Raw genomic sequence first — 25285 nt, forward strand, 5'->3', positions numbered from 1 at the left:
TATCATTGGCCTCGCCGCCGCTGCCGTCAAGGACGCAGCGCCGCTACCGCCCGATCACCATCACCAGCGGATCCAGCGCCTGCCCGGTCGGCAGCCGCCCCTCCACCGACAGTTGGCCGCGGGCATCGTCCCACACCAATGTCGCGCTGCGTCCGCCCCCCGTGCGCCAGGCGTTGGTCGTCCCGTCGTCGTCATACAGCGTGAAGCGTGCGTCCCGCCCCGGATAGACGCGGACCTTGGCCAGCCCTTGCTCGCGTGCGGTGCTTTGCACCTGCTCTCCGATCGGCAGGATCGATCCGGCGCGTACGAACACCGGGATGCGGTCGATCGGCGCCGCCGCGTCGATCCACTGGCCGCCGGTGTGGCGCTTGTCCGTCCACAGATCGTACCAGTCCGTCCCGGCGGGCAGATAGACGCGGCGGCTGGTCACCCCCTGTTCGGTGACGGGCGCGACCAAGAGGGCGGGGCCGAACATATATTCATCGCCCAGCGTCTTGGCCGCCGCGTCGTTGGGGAAGTCCATGAACAGCGCCCGCATGAACGGTGCGCCGGTCAGGCTGGTCTGGCGTCCCAGCGCATAGATATAGGGCAGCAGCTCGTACCGCAGCCGCAGCGATGCGGCGAGCACCGGTTCGGCCGCCGTGCCATAGTCCCAGATCGCCGTCGCCGGTCGCTGGCCATGGATGCGGAGCGTCGGCGTGAACACATTATACTGGAACCAGCGCACGAACAGCTCGGGATAGTCGCGATACGACGGCGCCATGGCGGTCGCCCCCGCCGGATCGATCAGCACGGGGCGCTGCGCCGCCGGGCCGTTGGGCCACTGCCACCCGCCCGTATCGCTCGACCAATAGGCGATCCCGCTTGCCGTCATGCCGAGCCCTGCCGGCACCTGCCGCCGCAACGCCTCCCACGTCGATCGCACGTCCGATGACCAGAACAGACAGCCATTGGCCTGTGTCCCCAGATACGCCGCCCGGCACAGGATCAGGTTGCGCATATCCGGCCGGTCGCGCGCCGAGCCTTCCGCGACGCTCAGCGTATGCAGCAGCGGGAAGACGTTGTGATAGCGATCACCCGTGCCGATCGCATAATGGAAGCCGTCCGGCACCAGATCGGGTTCGGTCTCGTCCAGCCAGGCGAAATCGAAGCCGGCGCTGAAGATATCGTCGCGGATCTTGCCCCAATACCAGGCGCGTGCGTTCGGGTTGGTGCTGTCGATCAGCGCACCCGCCCGATCCGACCGGATCGGCAGTTCGTCCACCGGCTTGCCCTCCGCGTCGTGCAGCAGCCAGCCCTTGGCGGCGAGCGTGTCGAACCAGCGGCTCTCCTTCTCGAACCGCGGCCAGATGCTCACGATGCTGCGGACGCCCTGCGATTTCAGATGGGCGTTCATGGCGACCGGATCGGGGAACGCCGTCCGGTCGATGTCCATCTGCCCCATCCGGGTCCAGTAGAACCAGTCGAGCACGATGATGTCGAGTGGATAGCGGCGCTGCCAGTATCCGTCCGCCACGGCGGTCAGCTCCGCCTGCGTCTCGTAGCGCGCCTTGCTCTGGATCAGGCCGAACGCCGATTTAGGCGGCAGCGGCGTCGCGCCGGTCAGCCTGGCATAGCCCGCATACAGATCGTCGCTGGTCCGCCCGGCGATGACGAAGAACGACACGCGCTCGCCGACGTTGGATTGCAGATGCGTCTGGCTGTGCAGGCCGGGCGAGACCATCGTCGCCGACGGATTGTCCCACAGGATCGCATAGCCTTTGTCCGTCACCATGAACGGCACGCACACCGCTTCGCCGGCGGGGCGATCGTAATCGTGGCGGCAGTCGATCGTCCGCCCGCGCAGGTCGAGCACGCCGTCCTGATATTGGCCCAGGCCGTAATAATGCGTGTCGGGCGTGTCGCCGAAGGTCGCGCCGACGCGGAACGTATGCTCGCCCGTCACGTCGTGCGGCGCCATCTCCCACCCGGTCATCGCGGTCAGCGGCGTGCCGTCGGCACGGTCGAAGCGGATCGACACGGGCGGGAGGGACGGGGCGAAATAGCGCTCCATCTGGCTCGGCGGCTTGGGCCAGGGTTGCGCCGCCACGGTGACGCGCAGGTTGCCCGAGGCGAAGACGTCGCCGCCGTCGCTGCCCTGCTGTCGGGTCCAGCCCGCGGCATCGCTCTTGCCGGAAATGCCATAGCCGGGTTGGCCTTCCGCTTGGCCCCGATCCGTCGCGATCGTCACGCGCACGATCCCCGGTCCGTAGGGCTCCACCGACACCAGCGCCCCATGGCGCTCGACGGTCGCCAGCCGCTGTGCATAGGCGGGCGCGCTGACCGCCAGCAGCGCGGCGATCAGGGCGAGGCGCGTCATCGGCCCGCTCCCCGTTCACCCAGCGCCCGGCGAATCGCCGCCTCGGCCACCGGCCGCATCGCCGCATAGCCCGCCGCCGTCGGATGCACGCCGTCGCTCGCCAGCCCCGGCTTCATCGCGCCTTGCCCGTCGTCCAACATGGGATGATAATCGACATAGGTGAACCCTTCGCGCTGGGCATATTCCCGGATCCACGCATTCAGCGCCGCGATCTGCGGCACCGGCTGCTTGTCCTTCGCCCAGGGGAAGGCGCCGGCCGGGGGCACGGAGGCGAGGATCACCCGGATGCCATGCGCGCGGGCCAGTTCCGCCATGCTCGCGATATGCCCTTCCACCGTCTCGATCGTCGCTGCACCGGTGTTGCCGGCGATGTCGTTGGAGCCGATCATGATGTGGACGGCCTGCGGGTGCAGGTCGATCACGTCCTGCCGGAATCGCAAGAGCAGCTGCGGCGACGTTTGGCCGCCGATCCCGCGATCGATCACGCCGTTGCTGAAGAAGGCTGGATCGAAATTGATCCAATTGTCCGTGATCGAATCCCCGGCGAACACGACCCGCGGCCGTTCCGTCAGCGCGGCATTGGCGGCGCGATAGCGGCATAGCTGCCCGAAATCGCGGGTCAGAGTGTGCAGTTGCTGCTCGGTCCAGCTGACCTTGGGATGGGCTGGGCAGGGATCTGCGACGATCCCGGTCGGGTCGCTTGCAAAGGGATCGCCGGCGACGCTGACCTGTGCCGCGGAGGGCACCGCGCCCGACACCAGCACCGCGGCGCCCATGACACCCAGCCAACCACTGCCCACGACATTCTCCCCTGCCTCTTGTGAGCGCTATCGTAGCCGCCCGGTTGCGCGAGTCCAACCTGTCAGCCGGTCGGATTGAAAAAGGGGCTGTCCTACACGCTTCGTTCGATCTATGTTCCCGGCATAGGTCAAGGGATCGTCACGGAAAAACACCCTCTTCGGCGTGACTTTTGTGACCTTTCGAAGGGACGTTCGTGGACCAGTTGCTTGTCGTTGCCATTCTCGCGCTTGCCGCCGGCCTGCTGATCGGTTGGCTGCTGGCGGCCCGTCGCAGCGGCCGACTCGCCGCCGATCTGGCGGTCGCGCAGAGCAAGGTCGCCGACGCTGAGCTCGTCGCCCGGACGCGTGACGCGGTGGAGCGCGAACGCAACGACGCGATGCGCGAACTCGCCGGCCTGCGCGCGCAGGTTGATGATCGCATCGCCACCGCCGACGCGCTGCGCACCGAACTCCTCGCCGTCCGCAGCGACCGCGACGCGGCACGCGCCGACCTTGCCGCCGCCGGCGCGCAGGTCGAGGCCGCGGAGGTCCGGCTTATCGACCTGCGCGCCCAGATCGATCAGAGCCTCGCCGCTGCCGACCTGCTCCGCCGCGAACTGGCGACGATCCGCGCCGATCGCGATGCCGCCCGCGCCGATCTCGCCGCGATGCAGGCACAGAGCGAGGCCTTCGAAGCCCGCCTCGCCGACATGCGCGAAGCGAAGGAGCTGATGGCGACGCAGTTCAACGATCTCGCCAACAAGGCGCTGACCGACGCGCAAAAGGCGTTTCTCGATCGCGCCGAGGCACGCTTCCGCCAGTCCGAAGAGCTTGCCGGCAGCAACCTCAAGTCACTGCTCCAGCCAGTCAACGATCGCCTGGCGCGTTACGAAGAGGGCGTCGCCAAGGTCGAGGCCGAGCGCCGCGACGCCTTCGGCGACCTCAAGGGGCAGATCGAACAGATGCGCCTCGGCCAGGAACGCGTCTCGGGCGAGGCCGCCAAGCTTGTTAACGCGCTCCGCAACGCGCCCAAGGCCCGCGGTCGCTGGGGCGAACAGCAGCTGCGCAACGTCCTCGAAACCTGCGGACTTGCCGAGCATACCGATTTCGCGATGGAGGTCAGCGTCGCGGACGGGGAAGGGGGCCGCCTGCGCCCCGACGCGATCGTCCGCGTCCCCGGCGGCAAGTCGCTCATCATCGACGCCAAGGTGTCGCTCAATGCCTATCAGGACGCGTTCGGCGCGGTCGACGAGAACGAGCGCCATATCGGCCTCACCGCCCATGCCGCCTCGATGCGCGCGCATATCAATGGCCTCAGCGCCAAGGCCTATTGGTCGCAGTTCGACGATACGCCCGAATATGTCGTGATGTTCGTTCCCGGCGAACACTTCCTCTCCGCCGCGCTGGAGCATGACGCCGGCCTGTGGGACTATGCCTTCGACAAGAAGGTTCTGCTCGCCACCCCCACCAACCTCATCGCCATCGCCCGCACCGTCGCGGCGGTGTGGCGTCAGGAGAAGCTTGCCAGCGAAGCCCGTGCGATCGGCGCGCTGGGCAAGGAACTGTACGACCGTCTCGCCAAGGCCGGCGAGGATCTGCGCAAGGTCGGCAGCGGCCTCACCACTGCGGTCAACAATTACAACAGCTTCGTGTCGAGCTTTGAGAGCCGTGCTCTGGTGTCCGCACGCAAGTTCCGCGACCTCAACATCGAACCCGGGGCACGCGAGATCGGCGTTGCGGAACCGGTCGAGGCCTTGGCGCGCTACGGCGATGACGTACTGCGCCTTCCCGACGCAGCCGAATGAGGACCCCGCGATGAAGGGCATGCACCCCGGCGATATCGTGATGGATCAGGACGGCCGCATTGCCGGGATGGTCGCCGGCGATGTCGTCATCCGTCCCGGCTGCGACGTCCGCATCAGCGGCATGGTCGCGGGCGACGTCTATGTCGAAGAGGGGGCCCGCGCCCGGATCAGTGGCATGGTATCCGGCCGTGTCTTCAACGACGGTGGCGCGGTGCGCATCAGCGGCATGATCGGCGGGTAGATCGCTTGCTGTACCCTGCGGCCTTGCTGTTGGCTGCATGGGTACGGCAATCGAAACGATCAGCCGCGACCGTTTTGGCTAAGGTGTTCATGTTGCAAGAACGGGCAGTCACCGGCTCTGCTGAGCCAGCACCTCATAGGCCATCACCGCCGTCGCCACCGCAGCGTTCAGGCTGTCCGCCTTGCCCAGCATCGGAATCTTGACCAGCAGGTCGCACGCCGCGGCATAGTCCGTCGGCATCCCCTGCGCCTCATTGCCCGTCAGCAGGAACGTCGGCGCGGCATAGGTCGCCCCGCGATAGTCGTGGGTGGTGTCGAGGCTCAGTCCCACCAGTTGTCCCGGCCCATGCCGAAGCCACCCGAGGAACTCCTCCCAACCGCTCCGAACCACGGGCACGGTGAACAGCGCCCCCATGCTCGCGCGAACGGCCTCGACCGAGAAGGGATCGACGCACTCGCCGATCAGGATCAGCCCGCCGGCCCCCACCGCATCGGCGGTGCGCAGGATGGTGCCCAGATTGCCCGGATCGCGCAGCCGCTCGGCAACTAGCCAGATGCCGGCACTGTTGCGGTCGAGGTCGGCAAGCGTGCGATCGAACTCGTCGAACACCCCGACGACGGCCTGCGGGTTATCCTTGCCCGACAGTTTGGACAGAATGTCGGGCGTCGTCTGGATCGATTCGCCGCCCGCCATCTCGACGTCGATCGACAGCGCATGGACCAACGGATGGTCGGCATTGGCTGCCGCATAGAACAGGATGCGGGGCAGGCGGCCCGTCTCGCGCGCTTCGGTCAGGATGCGCAGGCCCTCGGCCATGAACTGCCGAGCGCCGCGACGATGCTTCTTGTCGCGCAGCTCGCGGGCATATTTGACCAGCGGGTTGGAAAAGGCGGTAATCTCTCGGGGCATGGCGTGTCGGGCCTTCGCGCCAGCCGGAGGCTGACGCAAGGCAAAAGCGACACGCCCGGCCGGCGCGGCCGACAGCCGCGTCCGACGACGCGGCTTAGCCGCGGCGCTGCCCTAGACGGAACGCCACCCGAAATGCGGCGGGCCGCCCCGCTCAGTCTTCGCCGAACTTCGCCTCGACCAGTTCGCACAAGGCGCTCACCGCCGCCTCGGCCCCGTCGCCCGCTGCACTGATCGTGATCGAATCGCCCTTGGCGGCGCCGAGCATCATCAGCCCCATGATCGACGTGCCCGTGACGGCGCCATCGTCCTTGCGCACCTGCACCTCGACCGGCTGGCTGGAGGCGAGGGTCACGAACTTGGCGCTCGCCCGCGCGTGCAGGCCGCGCTTGTTGGTGATCAGGACGGTGCGCTCGATCCCGGCGCTCATGCCGCCGCCTCGCCCAGCACCTCGGATGCGACCGAGATATATTTGCGTCCCGCCTCGCGCGCCGCAGCGACCGCCTCGACCACCTTCATCGACTTGCGCGCCGATCCCAGCCGGATCAGCATGGGCAGGTTCATCCCCGCAATCACCTCCACATGCCCGCGCGTCATCAGCGAGATGGCGAGGTTGGAGGGCGTTCCGCCGAACAGGTCGGTCAGCACGATGACGCCGCGCCCCGTATCGACCGCCGCGATCGCCGCGGCGATATCCGCGCGGCGCTCTTCCATGTCGTCGTCGGGACCGATCGAGATGGTGGCGATCCGCTCCTGCGGCCCCACGACATGCACCATGGCGGTCACGAACTCTTCGGCGAGCCGTCCGTGCGTCACCAGAACCAGGCCAATCATATCGGTTACGTTACTCATTTGCTGGCCGGCGGCCCCTCGAGCGAGTCCTGCGGTGCGGCCCCCAGGTCGCGATGCGTGATGGTGGGCGAAAAACCCGCGTCGCGCAACCGTCGAGCGAGATGTTCCGCGACATGGACCGAGCGATGCCGCCCGCCGGTGCAGCCGATCGCGACGCTGACATAGGCTTTCCCCTCAGCGCGATAGCGCGGAATCAGCAGTTCGAGCAGGCTGCCGATCTGCGCCATCGCGGCGGGATAGGCGGGGTCTGCCGCAACATAAGCGGAAACGTCGGCGTCCAGCCCAGTGCCCGGGCGCAGCACGGGGTCCCAGTGCGGGTTGCGCAGGAACCGCATGTCGAAGACCAGATCGGCATTGCGCGGGATGCCGCGGGCGAAACCGAACGACTGGATCGACAGCACCGGCGCGTCGCTGCCCGACACCGCGAAGGTCGACCGCACCTTTTGCGCGAGCATGTTGGCGCTGAGGTCGGTGGTGTCGATCAGACGATTCGCCCATTCGCGCAGCGGCGCCAGCAACTCGCGCTCGCGGGCGATGCCGTCGCTCGCCGGCCGGTCCGGTGCCAGCGGATGGCGCCGTCGCGTTTCCGAATAGCGGCGCTCGAGCTCGGAGCCCGCGCAATCGAGAAACAGCATGCCGACGTCGAGCCCATGGCCTTCACGCAGCGCGCGGATGCGCTCGATAATCCGTTTCGGGTCGAAGTCGCGCGTCCGCGCACCGATACCCAACGCCAGCGGCTGCGCGCCATCCGCAGCCCCCTGCGCCAGCGGCGCTTCCAACAGACGATCCAGCAGGGCGAGCGGCAGATTGTCGACCACCTCCCATCCCAGGTCTTCCAGCGTCTTCAGCACGGTCGACTTGCCCGCCCCCGACAGGCCGGTGACGAGCAGAATGTCCTTGGTCATCAATACGTCCCTGCAATGCGGGCAAAGAGGAGAGGGCGTGTCACGCGGGCGTCGCGCCGGGTTGGCGGACCGCCCATTCGATCTTCAGCGGGGTCGAGGCGTGATGCGCGTCGAAGGAAAGCTCGCGGACGGCGATCCCTGCGAGCAGGCGCTGTCGCCGCTCGGGCATGCGATCGGGCTCGCCGCCCAGATGCACGACCAGCGCGACCGGCAGGTCATCGACCTGTGGCAGGCTGACGATGCCGAGGCCCCGCACCTCGATCCGGCCACGGATGGTGTCCGGCGCCCGCGCGAGCAGGGCGGTTCCCTGCCGCACCACCAGCGTGCGATCGTCGCTGACCAGCACTGCGCCGCGATCGATCAGGCGCAGCGCCAGATCGGATTTGCCGATGCCGGACACACCCTGGATCAGCACGACATGCCCATCGATCGCGACACTGGTCGCGTGCAGCATTTCCGACGAAAGGATGGTCATGATGCTCAGTCCGCCGCAGATGGCGCGCCCGCGATCGGCAGGCGCACGACGAACCGCGCGCCCGCCAGCCGGTCTTCGCGCGATTCGACGATGATGCTGCCCTGATGCGCCTCGACGATGGTTCGCGCAATGGCGAGGCCCAGGCCGCTATGCTGGCCGAACGCCTCGCTCTCGGGCCGGATCGATTGGAACCGCCGGAAGATCGCCTCACGCGCTTCTTCGGGCACGCCGGGGCCTTCATCCTCGACGCGGATGACGACGTCCTCGTCGCTCCGTGCCGCGGCGATGGCGACGAGGCCACCGTCAGGCGAGAAGGATAACGCGTTCTCGATCAAATTTTCGAACACCCGCTCCAAGCGCGCGCCCTCACCGAGCACGACCAGCGGTTGGCCATCATCGTCGACCCGCAACCGGATGTGCCGCTCCACGACGCGCTCGATGCGCTGGGCGACGAGCGCATGGATCATCGCGGCGACATCGATCGGCTCGAAATGCGCGCGGCTGAGCTGCGCATCGAGACGCGATGCCTCGGAAATGTCGGTAATCAGCCGATCGAGCCGATGCACGTCGTCGCGCACGATGCCGAGCAGGCGGGCCTGCAACTCGGGGTCTTTCACCCGCCCCAGCCCCTCGACCGCCGATCGCAGCGAGGCGAGGGGGTTCTTCATCTCATGCGTCACGTCGGCCGCAAACGCCTCCGTCGCATCGATCCTCGCGCGGAGTGCGAGGCTCATGTCGGACAGGGCGCGAGCGAGGCTGCCGATCTCGTCGCGGCGCGACGGCAGGCGCGGGACCACGACCTCACGCGCACGCCCCAGCCGCACCCGCACCGCCGCCCGCGCCAGCCGTCGCAGCGGCCTGACGATCGTGCGTGCCAGGAACAACGACAGCAGCACCGAGACGAGCGTCACGACGAGGAGCACGATGCTCAGCCGGAACCGCTCGATCCGCACCGTCTGCGTGATGTCGCGCGCGTTGATCGTACTCATCACCACGCGCTTGCCGGGCAGAGGCGCCGCGACGGTGATGACCGGGGTGCGATCGGGCGCGCGCCAGATGCTGCCGGAGACCTTGCTCTGCGCTGCCGCGACGGAAACGTCAGGCCATTCGCGTCCGTCCCCGCGCTCGCGGTACAAGGGTGGGCGGACCGCGCCGACGATCGTATCGATCGCCGCGTCGAGGAAGCGGGCGACGCTCTGGTTCCACGCCTGCTTGTCCGGGTCGAGCAGCACCGCGTTGCGGACGCCGAGGTCCCGGCTGTCGGCGATCGTCCGCCCGCCACCATCGAAGATACGCAGCCGCGCACCCGTGTCCCGCGCCAGTCGCGTGATCAAATCGTCCCGCTGCTCCGGCCCCACCATCGCCAGCGATTCGGCGATCAGCCGCCCTTCGCGAACATATTGCGCCACCCGCGCGTCGAGCAGCCGGCTGCGGTACGAATCGAGGTAAAAGAACCCACCCGCCAACAGCAGCAACGCGAAGATGTTGACCGCCAGGATGCGGCGGGTGAGCGAGATCTGGCCCGACCAGCGGAGCGCGAGGTCGCTCGCCTCGCGTCGCCGGTCGCTGCCTTCACTCTTCGGAGAAGCGGTAGCCGGCGCCATACAGCGTCTCGATGGCGTCAAATTCGGGATCGACCTGTCGGAACTTGCGTCGCAGCCGCTTGATGTGGCTGTCGATCGTCCGATCGTCGACGTAGATGTCGTCCTGATAGGCGGCATCCATCAGCTGGTTGCGCGTCTTCACGATCCCCGGGCGCTGCGCGAGCGTTTCGAGGATCAGGAATTCGGTGACGGTCAGCGTGACCGGCGCATCATCCCAGGTGGTGCGATGCCGCGCCGGGTCCATCGACAGGCGCCCGCGGATGAGCGGGGCCGCCGCCGTCGTATCGCCTTCCTCCGCGGGGCTGGCCACCGCCTCGGTCCGACGCAGGATCGCGCGAATGCGGGCGATCAGCAGCCGTTGGCTGAAAGGCTTGGCGATATAATCGTCCGCGCCCATCGCCAGGCCGAGCGCCTCGTCCAGCTCGTCGTCCTTGCTGGTCAGGAAGATGACCGGAATCTGGCTCTTCTCGCGCAATCGCCGAAGCAGTTCGAGGCCATCCATCCGCGGCATCTTGATGTCGAAGATGGCAAGGTCGGGCGGGTTGTCGGTCAGGGCCTTCAACGCCGTCTCGCCATCCGAATAGACGCGGGTCAGGAACCCCTCCGTCTGGAGCGCGATGGACACGGACGTCAGGATATTGCGGTCGTCGTCGACCAGCGCGATCGTCGCGGTCATGCTCGGGGGCGCCTTCGATCCATAGAGCTGGCCTAGGGCAAAGCGTGCCGCGGCTCAACACCCGCCCCGTTGCAAGTGTTTGACGTGTTAAACGCCGTGTCCTATATGATGGAACATCAGCGGCGTGCGCACAGCCCCTCCCCAGGATGTGCAGGCCGTGGCGAGTCATGGGAGGATGATTGTGAACGAGCGCATTCCGCACGCGGGTCTTGCCGCACAGGGTATCGAAACGCGCGCCGACCTGCATTGGAACCTGGTGACGGCGCGGCTGGTCGAGGCCGCCGTCGCGCGCGGCGAGGGCAAGCTCAGCGCCGACGGACCCTTGGTCGTCGAAACCGGCGCCCACACCGGCCGGTCCGCGCAGGACAAGTTCATCGTTCGCGATGCCGAAACCGACGGCACCGTCTGGTGGGGCAAGTCGAACAAGGCGATGGCGCCGGAGCATTTCGCCGCGCTCAAGGCCGACTTCCTGACGGCGCTGGGAAGCAAGGAACATCTGTTCGTCCAGGATCTGTACGGCGGATCGCAGCCCGAAAACCGCGTCCGCGTGCGCGTCATCAACGAACTCGCCTGGCACAATCTGTTCATCCGCACGATGCTGGTCCGCCCTGAAGAGCATGAACTGCGCGACTTCCAGCCCGAATATACGATTATCGATCTGCCGACCTTCCGCGCGGACCCGGCACGTCACGGCACGCGCAGCGAGACGGTGATCGCGGTCAACTTCACCGAAAAGCTGATCCTGATCGGCGGCACGCGCTACGCCGGCGAGATGAAGAAGAGCGTGTTCGGCCTGCTCAACTATCTGCTGCCGACGACCGGCGTCATGCCGATGCACTGCTCGGCCAATATGGGCGCGGATGGATCGACTGCGGTGTTCTTCGGCCTGTCGGGCACCGGCAAGACGACGCTGAGCGCCGATGCCAGCCGCACGCTGATCGGAGACGACGAACACGGCTGGTCGGACACGGCCGTCTTCAATTTCGAAGGCGGCTGCTATGCCAAGATGATCCGCCTGTCGGCCGATGCCGAGCCGGAAATCTTCGCGACCACCAAGCGTTTCGGCACGGTGCTAGAAAACGTGGTCATGGACCCCGTCACACGTCAGCTCGACCTCGACGACAATAGCCTCGCCGAAAACAGCCGCGGCGCCTATCCGATCGACTTCATCCCCAATGCCTCCGAAGAGAATATGGGGGGCGTGCCCAAGAACATCGTGATGCTGACGGCGGATGCCTATGGCGTGTTGCCGCCGATCGCCAAGCTGACGCCGGATCAGGCGATGTACCATTTCCTGTCGGGCTATACCGCCCGCGTGGCCGGCACCGAGATCGGCGTGACCGAGCCGGATGCGACCTTCTCGACCTGCTTCGGCGCGCCGTTCATGCCGCGTCACCCGTCGGTCTACGGCAATCTGCTCAAGGAGCGCATCGCCAAGGGCGGCGTCGACTGCTGGCTGGTCAACACCGGCTGGACCGGCGGCAAGTACGGCGTCGGTAACCGCATGCCGATCAAAGCGACGCGGGCGCTGCTCAACGCCGCGCTCGACGGCAGCCTGAAGGACGCGGAGTTCCGTACCGATCCCAATTTCGGCTTCCAGGTGCCGGTTGCGGTGCCGGGCGTCGATGCCGCCATCCTCGACCCGCGCAGCACCTGGGCGGATAAGGACGCGTACGATGCAACCGCCGCGCGTCTGGTCGACCTGTTCGTCGAGAATTTCGCGCAATTCGCCGACCATGTCGACGAGGGCGTCCGTCAGTCCGCGCCGCAGGTGAAGGCGACCGAAGCCGCCTGACGCGCGCATGGCGTCGCGGGCCCGGAGGGGCTCGCGGCGCTGTCATGCGATCATCGCAGGACTTTCCCCGGCGCGTCACAATCTGCGCGCATGGCGCCGCTCGACGCACAGCCGAGGGGTGGGCAGATGACGGGTAACACGCAGAAGGCCGTGGCCGCCGCGATGCAGCGGCACGGCCATCTTTCCAAACAGGGCCTGCTGGAGCGCGCCTTCACCTGGGCATTTCGCGGCCTCGTCTATGCGCAGATCTGGGAAGACCCGGTCGTCGATATGGCAGCGCTGGCGATCACGCCGGACTGCCACGTCGTCACCATCGCATCGGGCGGCTGCAACGCGCTGTCGTATCTGACCGCCAACCCGGCGGCGATCACCGCGGTCGATCTCAACACCGCGCATATCGCGCTCGGCACGCTGAAGCTCGCCGCGGCCCGGCACTTGCCGGATCACGCGAGCTTCCTGCGCTTCTTCGGCCACGCCGCCAGCCGTGACAATCTCGACGCCTATCAGCGCTACATCCGCCCGCATATCGACGAGCCGACGCGCCGCTATTGGGAAGGCCGCGACCTGATCGGTCGACGCCGCATCGGCGGCTTCGCGCACGGCGTTCACAAGCGCGGTTTGCTGGGCCGGTTCATCGGCGCCGCGCATCTGCTCGCCAAGCTCAATGGCGTCGATCCACGCCTGCTGCTCGATGCGCGATCGATCGAGGAACAGCGCGCGATCTTCGATCACAAATTCGCGCCCGTCTTCGACCGGCGCTTCGTCAAATGGTTGACCGACCAGCCGGCCTCGCTGTTCGGCCTTGGCATTCCCCCCGCGCAATTCGATGCGCTGGCCGGCGAGGAGCGTATGGCCGGCGTTCTCCGCCAGCGCCTGGAAAAGCTCGCCTGTGGTTTCGACCTCAAGGATAATTACTTCGCCTGGCAGGCCTTCGGCCGCCGGTACGGCGAAGGCCCCGCCGCGCCGCTGCCGCCCTATCTGCAAGCCGAGCATTATGACGCCATCGTCGACCGCGTCGGCCGTATCACGCTCGCCCACGCCAATCTGACCGAGCATCTCGCCGGCCTGCCCGACGCGTCGCGCGATCGTTACATCCTGCTCGACGCACAGGACTGGATGACGGACGCGCAACTGTCTGCGCTGTGGACGCAGATCACTCGCACGGCGCGCCCCGGCGCCCGCATTCTGTTCCGCACCGCCGGGGAGGCGGACATCATCCCCGGCCGCATCCCCGACGCCGTCCTGTCGCGCTGGGCATATCAGGCCGAGGCATCGAAAGCCTTCACCGCGCAGGATCGATCGGCGATCTACGGCGGCGTCCACCTCTACATCCTGCAGGATGCGTGAGGTGGATCATGCCGCGCGGATGGACCGCATCTACGCGGGCCAGCGCCACATCTATGATCTGACGCGCAAATATTATCTGTTCGGGCGCGATCGGATGATCGATCGGCTGGATCTTCAGCCGGGTGCGACCGTGCTGGAGGTCGGCTGCGGGACGGGACGCAATCTGATCCGGGCAGCGCGGGCATGGCCGGACGCGCGTTTCTATGGTCTCGATATCTCGGCCGCGATGCTGACCACGGCGCGGGCCAAGGTTGCGGCGGCGGGTCTGCCGGGTCGGATCACGCTGGCGCAGGCCGATGCCGCAGATTTCGATCCCGTCGCGCTGTTCGGCATTGCGCGGTTCGATCGGGTCGTCTTCAGCTATACGCTGTCGATGATCCCACCCTGGCGCGCCGCGTTGCAACAAGGGCTGGCGGTCACGGCAGCGAACGGGCGGCTCGCGGTGATGGACTTCGGCACGCAGGGCGGCTGGCCCGCCTGGTGGCGCACGGCGTTCCTCGCCTGGTTGCGCCATTTCGACGTGACGCCGCGCGCCGATCTGGCGGAGGAGGTCGCGAGCCTCGCCACGCTAGCCAACCGACAGGCCGATACGCGGGCGTTATGGGGCGGTTACGCCTGCGAAGCGACGATCGCCTGAGTCGTCAGCGGCGTTCGACCAGACCCGTGGCGGGCAGGGGCCCTTCGCCGAGCTGGAAGAAGCGTTCGACGATATCGCGCGCGAGCCGCGCGGGCCGCAGCGTTTCCGCATCGAGGCAGCACCAGCTCGATTTCACCTCGGCGACCACCTCTTCACCGCGGCGGATGACGGTGTCGTAGAAGGCGCGTGCGCCCTGGACCTTTTCCAGCAAGACCGTCGCGATCACGTCGTCGCCCAGGAACGTCGGCTTGCGATAGGTGATCTCATGCTTCAGCGCGACCCACAGATGGGCGGCGACCGCATCGGCGGGCGCGAGCTTCTGCCAATGGCTGACGACGGCGTCCTGCACCCACTTCAGATAGCTTGCGTTGTTGACGTGCCCCATGAAGTCGATGTCGGCCGGATCGATCGGAACCGGAAATTGATGCGGAATGCTCTGCGTCACGCCTGTGGATATAGCAGTTCGCGCGCGATCCGACAGGGCCGATCGGGATGGATGCGACGAATGGCGCGATGAACGTCGGTCAGTCGCCCGCCTGTTCGACGGTAACCATGCCGCCGTCGACCGCAACGATGCGGACACGGTCCCCCACTGCCGCATGCGGTCCTCTCGCCGGCCAGCTGCCATCGCCGATCCGCACCCGGCCGCCGGCCTCGCCGATCGCCACGTCGACCAGTACGATCTCGCCGATCAGGCGCGCCGCCCGGTCGTTCAGCTTGGGGTCGCTGCTCGACACGGGAAAGTCCCGATACCAGCGCCGCCCGACCAGCACCGCGATGACGCTCCAGACGGCGAAGGCCGCGATCTGGGCGGGCAGCGGCAGATCCGGCGCTACCAGCACGACCGCGCCGACGACCGCTGCGGCCGCCGCCAGAAAGATCGCGAACACGCCCGGGATCAGCAGTTCCGCAATGCCGAGCGCCAGCGCAGCGATGAGCCACGCGCCGCCGGCCCCGCCGATCGTGTCGAGCGTCACGCCTGCGGCAATTCGAACGGCCCGCGCTTCGGTTCGGGCTTGGCCGTGGTGGGGGCAGGGGATTTCGCCAGCGCGTCCTTCGCCAGTTCGCCGATGCCGCCCAGCGTGCCGATCAGCTGCGTCGCTTCCACCGGGAACAGGATCGTCTTGGCGTTGGGGCTGGTCGCGAACTTGCCGACCGCCTCGACATATTTCTGCGCGACGAAATAGTTGATCGCCTGCGTCCCGCCTTGCTCGATCGCCTCCGACACGACGCGCGTCGCTTTCGCCTCGGCCTCCGCTGCCCGTTCGCGCGCTTCGGAATCGCGATAGGCCGACTCACGCCGTCCCTCGGCTTCGAGGATCCGCGCCTGCTTCTGGCCTTCTGCCCGCAGGATTTCCGAAGCGCGCGTGCCCTCGGCCTCCAGGATGTTGGCGCGCTTCTCGCGCTCGGCCTTCATCTGCCGGCCCATGGCGGCGACGATATCGGCCGGCGGGCGGATGTCCTTGATCTCGACGCGGGTGATCTTGACCCCCCAGGGCACCGTCGCATGATCGACCACCGACAGCAGTCGCGCGTTGATCTCGTCGCGCTTCGACAGCGTTTCATCGAGGTCCATCGACCCCATCACGGTGCGCAGGTTGGTCGTCGTCAGCTGCAGCAGCGCGGTATAGAGGTTCGAAACCTCATAGGCCGCCTTGGCCGCGTCGAGCACCTGGAAGAAGACGACGCCGTCGGTCGAGATGATCGCATTGTCCTTGGTGATGATCTCCTGACCCGGAATGTCGATCACCTGCTCCATCATGTTCATCTTGCGCCCCACGCGATAAAAGAAGGCGGGGTAGAAGTTGAAGCCCGGGCTCGCCGTGGTCGTGTATCGGCCGAAATGTTCGATCGTATATTGATAGCCTTGGCGAACGATCTTGATGCTCGTCATCAGGTAGAACAGCACCAGGACGAGGGCGAAGGCGGCGATCGTGATGGCCATCGGTGTCGTATCCCCTTGCCGCGCGAATCTGCCCCGCGCTGTGGTGCGACGATAGCACAGTCCGTTGGCCATGCACGGCCCTCTAGCGCTTCTGCTGCACTGCGGTTACATGGCCCGCCACTTACTCCCCTCCCGCGAGGACATGGCACCTTGGATATCCGGCTCGGTCTCACCTTCGACGACGTATTGCTCGTACCGGGCGAGTCGGACATCCTGCCGAGCACCGCGGATACGCGCACGCAGCTGACGCGCGGCATCGCGCTCAACATCCCGATCCTTTCGTCCGCCATGGACACGGTAACTGAGGCCGACATGGCGATCGTCATGGCGCAGTTGGGCGGGATCGGCGTGCTCCACCGTAACCTGTCGATCGAGGAACAGGTCGCTGCGGTGCGGCAGGTCAAGCGCTTCGAATCGGGCATGGTCGTCAACCCCATCACCATCGCGCCGACCGCGACGCTCGCCGAAGCGCAGGCGCTGATGGCGCATCATCGGATCAGCGGCATTCCGGTCGTCGAACGCGACGGCAAGCTCGTCGGCATCCTGACCAACCGCGACGTGCGCTTCGCCGGCAACCCGAAGCAGCCCGTCGCTGAGCTGATGACGCATGAGAATCTCGCCACCGTCACCACCGACGTCGGGCAGGAAGAGGCGCGACGCCTGCTTCACCAGCGCCGGATCGAGAAGCTGCTGGTCGTCGACGACGCCTATCGGTGCGTCGGCCTGATCACGGTGAAGGATATCGAAAAGGCGGTCACCTATCCCTCGGCGACGAAGGATGCCGCCGGTCGCCTGCGCGTCGCCTCCGCGACGACGGTCGGCGACAAGGGCTTCGAACGGACCGAGGCGCTGGTCGACGCCGAATGCGATCTGATCGTCATCGACACCGCGCACGGGCATAACCGCGACGTCGCGCGCGCGGTCGAGCGGGTGAAGAAGCTCAGCAATTCGGTGCAGGTCGTCGCCGGCAACGTTGCGACCGGTGAAGCGACGCGCGCGCTGATCGATGCGGGGGCGGACGGGATCAAGGTCGGCATCGGCCCGGGCTCTATCTGCACCACGCGCGTCGTTGCAGGTGTCGGTGTGCCGCAGCTTACCGCCGTGATGGACTGCGCCGAGGCGGCGGCGAAGGCGGGCGTGCCGGTCATTGCCGATGGTGGCCTGCGCACCTCGGGCGACCTCGCCAAGGCGCTGGCCGCGGGCGCCTCGACCTGCATGGTCGGCTCCTTGCTCGCGGGCACCGAGGAAGCGCCGGGCGAGACCTTCCTCTATCAGGGCCGCGCCTACAAATCCTATCGCGGCATGGGCTCGGTCGGCGCGATGGGCCGCGGCTCGGCCGATCGCTATTTCCAGGGCGATATCAAGGACCAGATGAAGCTGGTGCCTGAAGGCATCGAGGGGCAGGTCGCCTATAAGGGCCCGGCGAAGGACGTGATCCACCAGCTGGTCGGCGGCATCAAGGCGGCGATGGGCTATACCGGTTCGGCCACGATCCCCGACCTCCAGACGCGCGCGCAATTCGTCCAGATCACCGGCGCGGGTCTGAAGGAAAGCCACGTCCACGACGTCACGATCACGCGCGAAGCGCCCAATTATCCGACTCGCTAAGTGACGCCCGCCGCCCGCACCCAGGCCGCGATCGAGTTGCTCGATGCGGTGATCGACGCTGCGCGCAGCGGCGGCGCGGCGGCGGACACGTTGATCGCGCGCTATTTCGCGACGCGCCGCTATGCGGGATCGAAGGATCGTCGCGCGGTGCGCGACCTCGTCTATGCCGCGATCCGGCGAGCAGGGGACGTGCCGACATCCGGCCGCGCCGCCATGCTGTCGGTGGCGGCAAGCGACGCCGCGGTCGCTGCGACCTTCGACGGCTCCGCGCACGGTCCTGCCCCGATCAGCGCGGACGAACCGATGGCGGCCAGCGGTGTCATGCCCTCGTGGCTCGCGGCAGCCTTGTCGGCCTCCGGCGTCTCACCCGATCAGCAGGCCGCTCTCATCGACCGGGCGCCGTTGGATGTGCGCGTCAATCGTCTGCGCGCCGATCCGGCGTCGATCGCTTCAGCCTTGGATGGCGAACCGATCCCTGGCGTGCCCGATGCGCTTCGCCTGCCGACCGGCACCAACGTCGATGCCTATGCCGGCCAGATCGAGGTCCAGGATGCCGGCAGCCAGATCGTCAGCCTCGCCGCTATTGCGCAGCCCGGCGAGCGTATCGTCGACCTGTGCGCCGGCGGTGGTGGCAAGACGCTGGCGCTCGCCGCAGCGATGCGGAACGAGGGCCACATCCTCGCCACCGATATCGATCGGGCGCGGTTGTCCCGTCTGGCGCCGCGGGCCGAAAAGGCCGGCGTGACGATCGTCGAAACGCGCCTGCTCGATCCCAAGCGCGAGGCGGCAGCGCTGACCGACTGGGTGGGGACGGCCGACACGGTGCTGATCGATGCCCCCTGTTCGGGCACCGGAACCTGGCGCCGCAACCCCGAGGCGCGGTGGCGGCTCACCGCCGACCGGCTCGCGCGTTTCGCCGAGCAACAGCGTCACGTGCTGGATGTCGGGGCAGAACTCGTCCGACCCGGCGGGGCATTGGTCTATATCGTCTGCTCACTGCTCGACGCCGAAGGCGCCGGGCAGGTGGAGGCGTTCCTCGCCGATCATTCGGACTGGCGCGCCGAGCCGCTCGATCTGCCGGCAGGCAGCCCGCGCGGTGCCGGTCTGCGGCTCGATCCGGCAAGCCATGGCACCGACGGATTTTTTGTCGCGCGTCTGATCCGCGCCTGCTAGTCCTCGGGGCGTGCCCCCCGTGGAGACCTTCATGCGCGTTACGTCCGTCGCCCTTGCTGCCGCGCTGACCCTCGTCTGCGTGTCCACTTCGCTCAGCGGCCAGCGTCCCGACGACCAGATCGACGCACGGTCGCTGCAATTGCTCAGCGAAGGACGTTCCGCCAAAGCCGCCGGCAATCTCGATCAGGCGACCGACCTGCTCGAAACCGCCCTCGCGGTCGATCCGCGCAACCGTCAGGCGTTCATCACGCTGGCGCAGGTCGCCGAAACGCGGGGTCTGCCCGGCAAGGCGATCCGCCTGTATCGCGAGGCGCTGACGCTCGAGCCCAACGATGTCGCCGCGTTGCGCGGGCAGGGCGAGGCGCTGGTGATGAAGGGCGCCGTCGCGGTCGCGAAGGGCAACCTCGCGAAGATCCGCACGCTCTGCAAAGGCGCCTGCCCGGAGGCCAACGAACTCGCCGCCGTCATCGCCAAGGGCCCGCCGGTGACGACGGCACAGAACGACGCGAAGCCGGCGACCGCCAAGCCCTAAGCGCCGGCGCCGACCTGCCGCGCGAGGGCAACGAACTCCGCCACGCTCACCGTTTCCGCCCGCCGGGTGGCGTCCAGACCGAGCCGCTCGAGCGCGGCGAGCGCGCCCGGCACGCCCTTCAGGCTCTGGCGCAACATCTTGCGCCGCTGGCCGAAGGCCGCCGCCGTCACCCGCTCCAGCACGCGCACATCGACGCCGTCCGGCGCTTCGCCCGGCACAATATGGACGACGGCCGACATCACCTTGGGCGGCGGGGTGAAGGCGGAGCGATGCACCGGCATCGCGATCCGCGCGGTCGAGCGCCACTGACTAAGCACCGCGAGCCGGCCATAGGCATCGTCCCCGGCGTCGGCGACGATCCGGTCCGCAACCTCCTTCTGGAACATCAGCGTGCAGGATTGCCACCACGGCTGCCAGTCGCTCGTCAGCCAGCCGACGAGCAGCGCGGTGCCAACGTTATAGGGCAGGTTCGAGACGATATGCGGCCGCCCGGCGAACAGCGTCGGCGCGTCGATTTCCAGCGCGTCGCCCTCGACGACGCGCAATTTGCCCGGATAGGCTTCACCGAGTTCGGCCAGCGCGGGGATACAGCGCCGGTCGCGCTCGATCGCGGTCACCTGCGCCCCCGCCGCGAGCAGCGCTCGCGTCAAACCACCGGGACCTGGGCCGACCTCCAGCACCTCGGCACCCGCAAGCGGGCCCGGCACCGCTGCGATGCGGGCGAGCAACTGCCCATCGAACAGGAAATTCTGCCCCAGCGCCTTACTGGCGCTCAAACCGTGCCGAGCGATGACGTCGCGTAAGGGGGGAAGGACCGGCGCAGGCGCACCGGTCGCAGGGGCATCGCTCATGCCCGAGCGCGCCGGTCCGCCGCCTGCCCCGCCATCGCGATCGCCGCGATCATCGCACCGGGATGCGCCCGGTCGCTGCCCGCCAGATTGAACGCGGTGCCATGATCGGGCGAGGTTCGCACGATCGGCAGGCCCAGCGTCATGTTGACGCCCTCGTCGAAATGGAGCGTCTTGATCGGCACCAGCGCCTGATCGTGATAGCAGCACAGGGCCGCATCATAATGTTTGCGTGCGCGGGCATGGAACAGCGTATCGGCCGCGAACGGCCCGGTGGCGTCGATGCCCTCGGCACGGAGCTGCGCGATCGCAGGCTCCAGAATGTCGATCTCCTCGCGTCCGATCGTCCCGCTCTCGCCCGCATGCGGATTGACGCCGGCAAAGGCCAGGCGCGGCGCGGCAATGCCGAAGTCGCGCCGCAGGGCGGTCGCGGTCGTCCGCGCTTTCGTCACGAGCAGATCGACCGATAGCAGCGACGGCACCGCCGCCAGCGGCACATGCGCGGTCAGCGGCACGACGCGCAGCGACGGCCCTGCCAGCATCATCACCGCATCCTCCGCTGCCACGCCGCAGCGTTCGGCAACGAATTCCGTCTGCCCCGGCTGATTGAAGCCGATGCCGTAGAGTTGCGCCTTGGAGACCGGTCCCGTGACCAAGGCCTTCGCTGCGCCCCGCTGTGCGAGCGCGATCGCGCATTCCAGCGCGCTCAGCGCGGCCCGCGCGCCGGAAATCGTGGCCGTGCCCGGCACCACGTCTCCAGCGGGCTCGACCGCCAAAACCGGAAGCGCCCGATCGAACACGACGGGCGCCTCGGCGATGTCGTCGATCACCTCGATCGGGCCATCCCACACACGCGCGACGGCGCCGGCATCGCCGACCATCGCAAAGGGCGGCAGGCTGCGCAGCGTGCGCACCACCCAGCTCTTGGCGATAATCTCCGGGCCGACCCCCGCGGGGTCGCCCATCGCAATCGCCAGCGCCGCCCCGCCCGTCATATCAACGATACTCGATGACCGCGTCACGACGCAGGTCGCGCAGCTTGCTCTGCGCGCGCAGGTTGACGCGCTGCTGCTCCAGCTGGCCCTGGATCTGGGCAGCGCCCGGCACCACCGAGGCCTGCGGATCGTCACGACCGCACAGCACCAGCGCGCGCACGCCTTCGGTCGGCGAACCGAACGGCGGGGTCGCCTGACCGACCTGCATCTTCAGCAGAATTTCCTGGAGCGGTGCGGGCAGGTCGCGGATGCGGATCGAATCGTTGTCGACCACTTCGGCGCCGATGCCGGCAGCAATCTTCTCTACCGTGCCGCAGCCCTGGATCGATTGCACCGTCTTGGCAAAGGTCGCGGCGCGTGCCGAGGCCTGCGCCTGCGTGGTGCCCGCCGGGAAGGCGACGGTCAGCTGCTTCAGGCTCAGCTTCGCATCGCGCGGGTCGGCCGCACCGATCGTCCGCTTGTCGGTAAGGTACAGGATCGAAAAGCCGCCCGGCGTTTCGATCGGGCCGGCGATCTGGCCGACCTGCATCTGCTGCGTCGCCTCGGCGAGCGGCTGCGGCAGCGTGACGAGGCGGATCCAGCCGAGATCGCCACCGACGCCGCGCGTCGACGCTTCGGAATAGTTGCGCGCGAACAGTTCGAAGGGCTGCTGCGCCTTCTGGATTTCGCCGATGATCTGCTTGGCCTTGGCGAACACCTGCGCGCGATTCGCGTCATTGGCGCTCAGGTAGATTTCCTTGAGGTTATATTCCTCCGTGCCGCGCGATGCCTCGATCCGCTTCTGGATCGCCGACACCTCTTCGTCGCCGACGTTGACGAACGGCTCGATCTTGCGGCGCAGGTAACGGCTCCAGGCCAATTCGCCCTCGATCGCACGACGCAGCGAGCGTTCCGACGAGCCCGCCTTGCGCAACGCGACGCGCAGCTGCGGCACGGTCATGTTGAACCGCTTGGCAAGGCCCGCTTCGCTCTGGTCGAGCTCGGCCTGCGTCACGGTGATTTCGGCGCTCTTCGCCTCCTGGATTTCCAGCGTCTCGTCGATCAGCTGGCGCAGGATCTGGAGCTTGAACTCGTCGATCTGGTCGGGCGGGGGCGTGCGGCCGCCATTGTTGAAGACGGTCAGCGCCAGGCGCTGGTCGACATCGGTGCCGGTGATGACCGTGTCGTTGACGATCGCGGTCGGCTTACGGACGTTGGGGTCGAGCTTGCCGAAGATCTGCAGGTTTGCGGGGATGTTCAGGTTCGTGTCGGGCACCTGCTGGTCGGCGACCGTCTGCGCGATCGCGCCGGTGCTGAAAGCGGCCAGCGCGGTCCAGCCGAGCAGGCGCACGGCCTTGCCGCGGAGATTGCGTCGAATGTTGTGCGTCACGTCGTTCCGTTACCCCAAAAAGCGCGGGCGCGCCGCAGCACGGCCTTGCGGCCCGTCTTGCCCCGTCGCAGCTGAACTTCGGCTTAGCGACCGAGGTTGGTCAATGCCAGCGTCAACAGGAAGCTGTTGCCCGAGCGCGCGTCGCCCGTATCCTGATAATCGCGGCGCCACGTCGCCCCCAGCCGGATGCAATCGTCCTCGTACTGCACGCCGATACGATGGCGGATCGGATCGAATCCGTCGGACAGCGACAACGGGTCTTCGTTGCGATCGGTCAGGTCGATCACGGTCGATCCGAACGCCGACCAGAAACGTGCGAACTGGACGCGGCCGGCAAGGCGCAATTCCTCGCGGTCCTGCAAATCCTCGATTTCGGGGAAGATATTGCGGTTGAGCCGCAGATAGCCGGCCATGACATAGGTGGAGCGCGATCCGATCGTCGCATCCACTTCGTTGCGGCGCACGGCCAGCCCGTCCTTGTCGAGGCGGTAACGATGCGTGATCGACACGAAATCGCGGATGCGCAGCGTCGTCCGGCCGACGATGTCGGAAAAGCGGTCCGACAGGCCCGTGCCGCTCGGCAGGATCGTCGGCCGTTCCGACAGACGATAGCTCTGGCCGATCACCGCATCCAGCGTCGCGCCGGGCAGCGCGACGGACCATTCCGCCCCATAGGTCGCACGGCTGCTGTCCTCGTACCGGTCGTACCCGGCGAAGCGATTGAGCGCGAACAGGTTCGAATCTTCGAGGTCGACGGCCCGCGCATCCTCGTTCGGCACGGCGAGGTTCGCGATCCGCGGCGCACCGACGATCTGCACCCGTGGCGTCAGGCGCTGCGTGCCGCCCAGGAAGCTGCCGACGAACGGCCATTTCACGTCCACCGCCACCGCACCGATCGCGCGCGTCTGGAACCCCTCCAGCCCGCGATAGCTGGCGACGCTGGTCAGCTGCGTGTCCTGCGTGTTGTACGCGTCGAGCCGGGCATAGCCGGTCAGCGTCACTTCCTGGCCCCAATTGGTCAGGCGACGAAGGTCCCACTGGCCCGCGACGAACGCGCGCTGCGTATCCTGCCCGGCCGTGCGGGTAAGGGCGAGTGTGTTGGCCTGCAGCTGCAAGCGCCCGCCGGCCAGGTCCATCCGCTTGCGGAAATCGAGCTCGGGCAGCGCGATCGGCTGCGTCCCTTGCGGATCGTTGACGCGCATCGACTGCACGTACCAGCCGGTCAGCGCGAAATAGGTATTGGGGTCGATCCGCTCCAGCGACGCCGTCGTGCGCAGCCGGTCGTCGCGCGAGATGTTGTAGCGGCGCAGGAACGTGCGGTCGCTCGCCAGGCGCACCGAACCGCTGACGCTCCAATAGGGCGACAGCTGGTAGCGGGCGACGCCATCGATGTAGCCGCGCAAGGCCCGCTCGGTATCGGTCGGGGTGATCGTGACCAGATCGTCGCTGCGCCGGCTTTCGGTGCCATAGGCGGTGATGCGGAAGGCGCCGTTGGTGCCCAGCGCCTCATATTGCGCCTCCATCATCGGCAAGACGGCCGAGAAGACGTGCGGCGTCAGCGTCAGCCCCTTGTTGGGCGCGAGCCGGAAATAATAGGGCGCCACCAATTCGAGGCCGTTGACCCGATCGAGCTGGAAATCGGGCGCCAGCAGGCCGCTTTCCGCCTTGCCGCCGATCGGCAGCGAGAAGGCGGGCAGGGGAAGCGCGGGCAGGCCGAACAGATGGAATTGCCCGCCCCCGAAATACACGCGCTCGCGATCCGGGCGATAGGTGATGCGGATCGCCGTGATCTTCCACGACGGTTCCTTGGGGCACCCTTGCGGATTGGTGACCGTGCAGGGCGTATAGGCCGCCTTGTCGAGCTGGAGCGTGCCGTCGGCGTAGCGCTGCCCGCGCTCGGCCGCCATGCGCCCGCCCTGTTCCAGCACGACGAGCATATTCTCGACGACGCCGTCCTTCATCGAATCGGTCAGCTCGATCGAATCGCCGTAGGCGACGTCGCCTTCGGGGTTGGTGACCGCGATATTGCCGGTGGCGACGACGCGCCCGGTCTTCCGGTTCCACACCACCTTGTCGGCGCGCAGGCGATCGCCCTGCCGAAACATCCGCACGTCGGTCAGCGCGGTGACGATGTCGGTGTTCGTATCATATATCAGGCTGCCGGCGCTGAACTGCACCTGCTCGGCATCGTTGGGCTTGGCCGCAGGCGCAGACAGAGCCGGATCGCTGGAGGATGGCGGCGCGACGGGGCGGCTCTGCAGGTCCTGCGCATGCGCCGATCCGGCGAACAGGGTCGCGGCGAGCGCACAGCCGGCCAGTAGGTCGAAACGCAACACGATGATCCCGGCACCCTTTTCCGTACACCGCGGCCTCGCCCTGATCGACGCCGCACGTCTGCCGCCTATCGCACCCCTGATGCGCACCTGCAATCGTT

24 protein-coding genes are annotated in these 25285 nt (G+C 67.5%); 8 read left to right on the top strand and 16 right to left on the bottom strand.

Features of this window, described 5'->3' with window-relative positions:
- Window positions 1–43: 43 nt before the first annotated feature.
- Together SPHME3_RS0112245 and SPHME3_RS0112250 are read right to left on the bottom strand one after the other, a co-directional pair.
- Complete coding sequence (locus SPHME3_RS0112245; protein ID WP_017978869.1) at window positions 44–2359, bottom strand: glycoside hydrolase family 31 protein; 2316 nt, start codon at window positions 2357–2359, stop codon at window positions 44–46.
- Window positions 2356–3135, bottom strand: coding sequence for an SGNH/GDSL hydrolase family protein (locus SPHME3_RS0112250; RefSeq protein WP_017978868.1), 780 nt, complete (start codon window positions 3133–3135; stop codon window positions 2356–2358). Before SPHME3_RS0112250 ends, SPHME3_RS0112245 begins: the two co-directional genes overlap by 4 nt.
- Window positions 3136–3353: 218 nt before the next feature.
- On the opposite strand from SPHME3_RS0112250, the gene rmuC reads away from it, so the two are divergent.
- Together rmuC and SPHME3_RS0112260 are read left to right on the top strand one after the other, a co-directional pair.
- Window positions 3354–4943 (top strand): DNA recombination protein RmuC, encoded by a 1590-nt coding sequence (gene rmuC, locus SPHME3_RS0112255; RefSeq protein WP_017978867.1) that lies wholly within the window; start codon window positions 3354–3356, stop codon window positions 4941–4943.
- A 10-nt stretch (window positions 4944–4953) separates the two neighbouring features.
- The gene (locus SPHME3_RS0112260; RefSeq protein WP_017978866.1) at window positions 4954–5184 is read left to right on the top strand and encodes a hypothetical protein; all 231 of its coding nucleotides are present in this window, start codon (window positions 4954–4956) and stop codon (window positions 5182–5184) included.
- Window positions 5185–5292: 108 nt separating this feature from the next.
- Here SPHME3_RS0112260 and SPHME3_RS0112265 read toward each other — a convergent pair whose 3' ends face one another.
- From SPHME3_RS0112265 to SPHME3_RS0112295, 7 genes are all read right to left on the bottom strand, one after another.
- The gene (locus SPHME3_RS0112265) at window positions 5293–6093 is read right to left on the bottom strand and encodes a TrmH family RNA methyltransferase (RefSeq protein WP_017978865.1); all 801 of its coding nucleotides are present in this window, start codon (window positions 6091–6093) and stop codon (window positions 5293–5295) included.
- A 151-nt stretch (window positions 6094–6244) separates the two neighbouring features.
- Window positions 6245–6520, bottom strand: coding sequence for an HPr family phosphocarrier protein (locus SPHME3_RS0112270; RefSeq protein ID WP_017978864.1), 276 nt, complete (start codon window positions 6518–6520; stop codon window positions 6245–6247).
- Window positions 6517–6924: a PTS sugar transporter subunit IIA gene (locus SPHME3_RS0112275; RefSeq protein ID WP_017978863.1), complete on the bottom strand. Its 408-nt coding sequence runs from the start codon at window positions 6922–6924 to the stop codon at window positions 6517–6519. The genes SPHME3_RS0112270 and SPHME3_RS0112275 overlap by 4 nt, the downstream gene beginning before the upstream one ends.
- A 14-nt stretch (window positions 6925–6938) precedes the next feature.
- Complete coding sequence (rapZ, locus tag SPHME3_RS0112280) at window positions 6939–7847, bottom strand: RNase adapter RapZ (RefSeq protein ID WP_017978862.1); 909 nt, start codon at window positions 7845–7847, stop codon at window positions 6939–6941.
- A gap of 40 nt (window positions 7848–7887) precedes the next feature.
- The gene (locus SPHME3_RS0112285; protein ID WP_017978861.1) at window positions 7888–8322 is read right to left on the bottom strand and encodes an HPr kinase/phosphorylase; all 435 of its coding nucleotides are present in this window, start codon (window positions 8320–8322) and stop codon (window positions 7888–7890) included.
- A 5-nt stretch (window positions 8323–8327) separates the two neighbouring features.
- A complete protein-coding gene (locus tag SPHME3_RS0112290) occupies window positions 8328–9926 on the bottom strand; it encodes a sensor histidine kinase (RefSeq protein ID WP_017978860.1) in 1599 nt (532 codons plus the stop codon).
- A complete protein-coding gene (locus SPHME3_RS0112295; RefSeq protein ID WP_017978859.1) occupies window positions 9895–10602 on the bottom strand; it encodes a response regulator transcription factor in 708 nt (235 codons plus the stop codon). Before SPHME3_RS0112295 ends, SPHME3_RS0112290 begins: the two co-directional genes overlap by 32 nt.
- Before the next feature lie 175 nt (window positions 10603–10777).
- On the opposite strand from SPHME3_RS0112295, the gene SPHME3_RS0112300 reads away from it, so the two are divergent.
- The 3 genes from SPHME3_RS0112300 (at window position 10778) to SPHME3_RS0112310 (ending at window position 14381) form a co-directional block, all read left to right on the top strand.
- Entirely contained in the window at window positions 10778–12397 is a 1620-nt protein-coding gene (locus tag SPHME3_RS0112300) for a phosphoenolpyruvate carboxykinase (protein ID WP_017978858.1), read from the top strand.
- A 126-nt stretch (window positions 12398–12523) separates the two neighbouring features.
- Window positions 12524–13744, top strand: a complete 1221-nt coding sequence (locus SPHME3_RS0112305; RefSeq protein ID WP_017978857.1) for a DUF3419 family protein — start codon at window positions 12524–12526, stop codon at window positions 13742–13744.
- Window positions 13737–14381 carry a class I SAM-dependent methyltransferase gene (locus SPHME3_RS0112310; protein ID WP_017978856.1) on the top strand — a complete coding sequence of 215 codons (645 nt, stop codon included), beginning with the start codon at window positions 13737–13739 and terminating at the stop codon, window positions 14379–14381. Before SPHME3_RS0112305 ends, SPHME3_RS0112310 begins: the two co-directional genes overlap by 8 nt.
- 4 nt (window positions 14382–14385) lie before the next feature.
- Here SPHME3_RS0112310 and SPHME3_RS0112315 read toward each other — a convergent pair whose 3' ends face one another.
- The 3 genes from SPHME3_RS0112315 to SPHME3_RS0112325 all read right to left on the bottom strand — a co-directional run bounded on the left by SPHME3_RS0112315 (window position 14386) and on the right by SPHME3_RS0112325 (window position 16326).
- A complete protein-coding gene (locus tag SPHME3_RS0112315) occupies window positions 14386–14826 on the bottom strand; it encodes an acyl-CoA thioesterase (RefSeq protein WP_017978855.1) in 441 nt (146 codons plus the stop codon).
- A 79-nt stretch (window positions 14827–14905) separates the two neighbouring features.
- Window positions 14906–15358 carry an NfeD family protein gene (locus SPHME3_RS0112320; protein ID WP_017978854.1) on the bottom strand — a complete coding sequence of 151 codons (453 nt, stop codon included), beginning with the start codon at window positions 15356–15358 and terminating at the stop codon, window positions 14906–14908.
- Complete coding sequence (locus tag SPHME3_RS0112325) at window positions 15355–16326, bottom strand: SPFH domain-containing protein (RefSeq protein ID WP_017978853.1); 972 nt, start codon at window positions 16324–16326, stop codon at window positions 15355–15357. Before SPHME3_RS0112325 ends, SPHME3_RS0112320 begins: the two co-directional genes overlap by 4 nt.
- A 150-nt stretch (window positions 16327–16476) precedes the next feature.
- Here SPHME3_RS0112325 and guaB point away from each other — a divergent pair, with 150 nt between their 5' ends.
- The 3 genes from guaB to SPHME3_RS0112340 are packed head-to-tail and all read left to right on the top strand — an operon-like array spanning window position 16477 to window position 19639.
- On the top strand, window positions 16477–17934 hold the full coding sequence (gene guaB, locus SPHME3_RS0112330; protein ID WP_017978852.1) for an IMP dehydrogenase: 1458 nt from the start codon (window positions 16477–16479) through the stop codon (window positions 17932–17934).
- Window positions 17935–19107, top strand: a complete 1173-nt coding sequence (locus SPHME3_RS0112335; RefSeq protein WP_017978851.1) for an RsmB/NOP family class I SAM-dependent RNA methyltransferase — start codon at window positions 17935–17937, stop codon at window positions 19105–19107.
- Between the two features lie 31 nt (window positions 19108–19138).
- Window positions 19139–19639 (top strand): tetratricopeptide repeat protein, encoded by a 501-nt coding sequence (locus SPHME3_RS0112340; RefSeq protein ID WP_020486501.1) that lies wholly within the window; start codon window positions 19139–19141, stop codon window positions 19637–19639.
- Here SPHME3_RS0112340 and rsmA read toward each other — a convergent pair.
- From rsmA to SPHME3_RS0112360, 4 genes are all read right to left on the bottom strand, one after another.
- Window positions 19636–20490 (bottom strand): 16S rRNA (adenine(1518)-N(6)/adenine(1519)-N(6))-dimethyltransferase RsmA, encoded by an 855-nt coding sequence (gene rsmA, locus SPHME3_RS0112345; RefSeq protein WP_018250747.1) that lies wholly within the window; start codon window positions 20488–20490, stop codon window positions 19636–19638. The two genes, SPHME3_RS0112340 and rsmA, sit on opposite strands and share 4 nt — an antisense overlap.
- Window positions 20487–21482 carry a 4-hydroxythreonine-4-phosphate dehydrogenase PdxA gene (gene pdxA / locus SPHME3_RS0112350; RefSeq protein ID WP_017978848.1) on the bottom strand — a complete coding sequence of 332 codons (996 nt, stop codon included), beginning with the start codon at window positions 21480–21482 and terminating at the stop codon, window positions 20487–20489. Before pdxA ends, rsmA begins: the two co-directional genes overlap by 4 nt.
- Window position 21483: 1 nt before the next feature.
- Entirely contained in the window at window positions 21484–22851 is a 1368-nt protein-coding gene (locus SPHME3_RS0112355; RefSeq protein ID WP_017978847.1) for a peptidylprolyl isomerase, read from the bottom strand.
- Window positions 22852–22934: 83 nt separating this feature from the next.
- Window positions 22935–25187, bottom strand: coding sequence for an LPS-assembly protein LptD (locus tag SPHME3_RS0112360; protein WP_018250748.1), 2253 nt, complete (start codon window positions 25185–25187; stop codon window positions 22935–22937).
- Between the last annotated feature and the right edge of the window lie 98 nt (window positions 25188–25285).

Origin of the sequence: Sphingomonas melonis DAPP-PG 224 (genome assembly GCF_000379045.1) — a bacterium.
GTDB classification, from domain to species: Bacteria; Pseudomonadota; Alphaproteobacteria; order Sphingomonadales; family Sphingomonadaceae; genus Sphingomonas; species Sphingomonas aquatilis.